This window comes from Bartonella sp. AP9QHHD, from assembly GCF_042195625.1.
Lineage (GTDB): Bacteria > Pseudomonadota > Alphaproteobacteria > Rhizobiales > Rhizobiaceae > Bartonella.
Window position 1 is genome coordinate 1 of record NZ_JBHIOP010000117.1, and the last position, 3589, is coordinate 3589.

At 36.2% G+C, this 3589-nt stretch carries 4 protein-coding genes and 2 pseudogenes; 1 reads left to right on the forward strand and 5 read right to left on the reverse strand.

Going from position 1 to position 3589, the window contains the following annotated elements:
• The 3 genes and pseudogenes from ACFIK4_RS09505 to ACFIK4_RS09515 all read right to left on the reverse strand — a co-directional run.
• Positions 1-710, reverse strand: a pseudogene (locus ACFIK4_RS09505) (hypothetical protein); the annotation flags it as partial.
• On the reverse strand, positions 700-1053 hold the full coding sequence (locus ACFIK4_RS09510) for a DUF1376 domain-containing protein (protein ID WP_375675826.1): 354 nt from the start codon (positions 1051-1053) through the stop codon (positions 700-702). The pseudogene ACFIK4_RS09505 and the gene ACFIK4_RS09510, both read right to left, overlap by 11 nt.
• Positions 1043-1516, reverse strand: coding sequence for a crossover junction endodeoxyribonuclease RuvC (locus ACFIK4_RS09515; protein WP_375675827.1), 474 nt, complete (start codon positions 1514-1516; stop codon positions 1043-1045). Before ACFIK4_RS09515 ends, ACFIK4_RS09510 begins: the two co-directional genes overlap by 11 nt.
• Before the next feature lie 75 nt (positions 1517-1591).
• Here ACFIK4_RS09515 and ACFIK4_RS09520 point away from each other — a divergent pair, with 75 nt between their 5' ends.
• Positions 1592-2572 carry a hypothetical protein gene (locus ACFIK4_RS09520; protein ID WP_375633130.1) on the forward strand — a complete coding sequence of 327 codons (981 nt, stop codon included), beginning with the start codon at positions 1592-1594 and terminating at the stop codon, positions 2570-2572.
• Here the strand turns inward: ACFIK4_RS09520 and ACFIK4_RS09525 are convergent.
• Both ACFIK4_RS09525 and ACFIK4_RS09530 read right to left on the reverse strand, forming a co-directional pair.
• Positions 2562-3239: a hypothetical protein gene (locus tag ACFIK4_RS09525; protein WP_375613781.1), complete on the reverse strand. Its 678-nt coding sequence runs from the start codon at positions 3237-3239 to the stop codon at positions 2562-2564. The genes ACFIK4_RS09520 and ACFIK4_RS09525 overlap by 11 nt on opposite strands.
• A gap of 10 nt (positions 3240-3249) precedes the next feature.
• Positions 3250-3589, reverse strand: a pseudogene (locus ACFIK4_RS09530) (hypothetical protein); the annotation flags it as partial.

Consider the following 3589-nt stretch of genomic DNA (forward strand, 5'->3'; position numbering starts at 1 on the left):
CGTGAAGGCAATTTCGCAATCATCGCTTCGTCAATTTGCCATCGGTTGTTAGCTTTGTTTGAAGTGTTGGTATTTTGCTCGTGAATGATTGGTTGTTTGGTTTCTATCGTTTTGATTTGTTCTGATTGAACATCATCACATTCGATTGGCTCGTCAACCAAATCGTTTGTTTCTAAATTTTCAAAATCAATTTCTCTTTTTGATAAAATAATATTTTTATTTTTTTTGTTATTGTTAATGTTATTGTTAATGTACCCTCTTGAAGAATCTTCAAGACATCTTGAAGAATCTTGAAGACATCTTGAAGAATCTTGAAGACTTCTTAAAGAATCTTGAAGCTCTCTTGAAGATTCTTCGTGGTTTTTATGTTTTCTAGTATTGGCGGCTTTTGCTGCTCTTTCTGCAAACTTATTTAAAGTTTCGTCTGAATTTTTTAATTCTTCTTCAACATCTGAACACCACAAATGACCATCTTCTGAAAGAATAATGTGTCCAGATCTAAATAAGTAATCTAATGCCTTCTGAAATCTTTTTACTGAACAACACGTGAAATGAGATAATATTTGCGCATCATTTACAAGAGGCTCTCTAGTACGCAACATTTGCAATCGCAATCGCATATAAACATTGCCTTCAATTGCGGGTAAACAAGCAAGATCAAGTAGCCACTTGTCTGCAAAAAGCCTCGTCCATGGCAACTTAGTTGACATACTTCACCTCCCTTTCTTTATTATTATTGCAAGTGAAATTATCTAGCTCTTCTTCACTGAGACTGTTGAGTTCTTTTTCAACTTCTGAATTCCACAACCCACCATTGTCTAAACGTATGATGAATCCACCTTCAATCAAGGAATTCAAAGCTGCTTCAAACTCTTCTACTGGATAACCAATCCAACGAGCTAATACCCTTAAGTTGTTTAAAATAGGTTCACCAGTATGGAGCATTAGAAGTCGCAACATGACATAGATACATTTCTCGGTCGGCGACAAACAACCAAGAGTAAGAAGCCATTTGTATGCAAAAAGCCTCGTCCATGGTAATTTACTGGACATACCCCAATTCCCTTTCTTTAACTAAATATAAAATTGCTAAAGCATCTGCTTCGTTATCATCTTTCGGATTGTGCCCTTTTGCACGCACCGCCTTAATCATCTCTTCTTTCGACGCATTCCCCTTGCCTGTCGTCGCTTTCTTAATCGTACTTACTGGTATCCCCTCATACGGTATCTGATGCTGTTCACACCACGCCGTTAACGTTGCTAACAAACCACCGTAAACATGCGCTGCATCTGTACCTTTATGACGCCTCACCTCTTCAAAATACACCGCGTCAATTTGACCTGCTGTCTGCTTTATTTCTGATAGCCATTGTTTAAAGCGCAAGTAACGCATTCCACCGCCTTCAAAACGGCGCGATTGAAAATTCACGGCACCACTGAATATGTCACCCTCGGCATTGCGAAACGCCCACCCCGTTTTGGTACCTAGATCAAAACAAAGAATCGTGTTATTCACCGCGCCTCTCCATACAAAATGTGTTTTATAAGGTTGTTTTTTTCTGAAAATGAAGAAAAGAAGGGTGTAAGAAGTATGCAAGCGATTTTAAATTGGATAGAACAGCATCCTGTATTATTTTCTGCGTTTTCTGTTTTATTTTCTGCACTTTCTTCGGTTGGTGCTTTATTATCCGCAATTTTTGCTTTTCTTTCTATTAAACAGACATTTAAATTAAGAGAAGAAGATCGAATAGAAGCTGCAAAATCAAGAGAAGAAGATCGCATAGAAGCTGCAAAATTGAGAAAGGAAGATCGAGAAAAAGATGAAAAATTGAGAAAGGAAGATCGAGAAAAAGATGAAAAATTAAGAGAAGAAGATCGCATAGAAGCTGCAAAATTGAGAAAGGAAGATCGAGAAAAAGATGAAAAATTAAGAGAAGAAGATCGAGAAAAATTTAAAACAGAATTAGCCAATGCCATGGACATAGCTAAATCAACTAGACAACAAGCGATATCAATGAAAAAGCTTGCCACAGTTCTGGAAAAACAATTAGAGATTTTAGAAGAAAAAAAGCTCCGTGTTACCACACACAGTTCATGGATAAGTGATAATCCTAATGATATCTTTCCAGTAATATATGTATCTTTAATCATTACAAATGCTACAAAACAAACAATTAAAATCAACTCTATCAGCATACAGGATAATAGCCTTTTTATCTTTATGTCCGCATGCTATCGTGAACTTTTGCCACAATCACTAGGAGCACTACATTACATCCATCCTCAACAGGAAAAACACTTATGCTTAAAGAAACCTCGAGTCGATCCACCCATACATAGCGATATTGATCCATTTAGCCTCAAACCTTCTGGTCTATTAGGACTAATTATTGGTGTTTTTCCTATAGACAGAAACTCAGAAATTCCTTTAATATTGACTATGGAGCACACTGCCGTAAATCCTTTAAATCCACCAGAAAAAGTGACTTTTTGCCCCGAATATTTTAATATTAAACCAAGTAATAAACTATCCGATCTGTTGTATTCCAAGCTGTTTCCATTCAATAAATAACCGTTTTCCAACATGATGAATAACGCTGTTGTTCCTCAGGGCTTTTTTCAGCCAACTCGGCCCATGTCATTGGCTTTGGTTTCATAAGAAGAAATGATAAATATTGTGCCCTATCCCATTTATTGGCTTCTGCAACTGTAACCGATTGTTTTGCCATAAACCATCTATTGAAATCTTCAATAATTTCAATTGCTTCATTCTTTTTCTGCTCATCCTTCATCAATTGTATTAGTATCTTTTGCGTTCTATCATCTTCTTCATTTACAATTGGGGCTTTTTCTACAAACTCTCTTACAAGCGCACGAACATCTTCAGACTCTTGAAGATTTTCATAAATATTTTCATATTCAGTCAAATATTCTTGCTCTTTAGATTTCTTCTGTTCAGATTCCAACAAACGTTCTTGCACTTCTTTTTGTAATTTTTGTAAATGTTGTATTTTCTCTTCATTTTCTGCTAGCTGTTCTTCCATCAATGCTTTTTGTGACGCTATTAACTCATTTTTTTCTGCTAGCTGTCCTTCCATCAACGCTTTTTGTGACGCTATTAACTCATCTCGTTCTTTTATCGCTTGTCTAAGCATTTTTATGTTTTTAAAATTGGTATAAACCGCATAACATGAACACAAATTAGCAATACAAGATATAATAAGTGCAATTAAGCCCATCCCTCTCTCCTCACTTACCCTTCTTCTTACTCTTCTTATTCTTATGAAGCGGCGCTTTTACTGCTTCATCACGCGGCTTAAGCTCTTGTGTTAGTCTTTGAATTTCCTCGTCGCGTGATTGCACATCTGCTTTTAGTGCCTGTATCTTTTCACTTTTCCGTGTAAACTCTTCTCGATACGCATCTATACTTTGTTTTAGTTCTTCAGTCTTTTGTTTCAGTTGTTTAATTTCCTTGTCACGTTCTTCAATTTCCTCGTCGTCACATTCTTCTATCTTTTGTTTAAGTTCTTTAATTTCCTTGTCACGTGATTGAACATCTGCTTCGAGTGTCATTACAACTTCACTTACA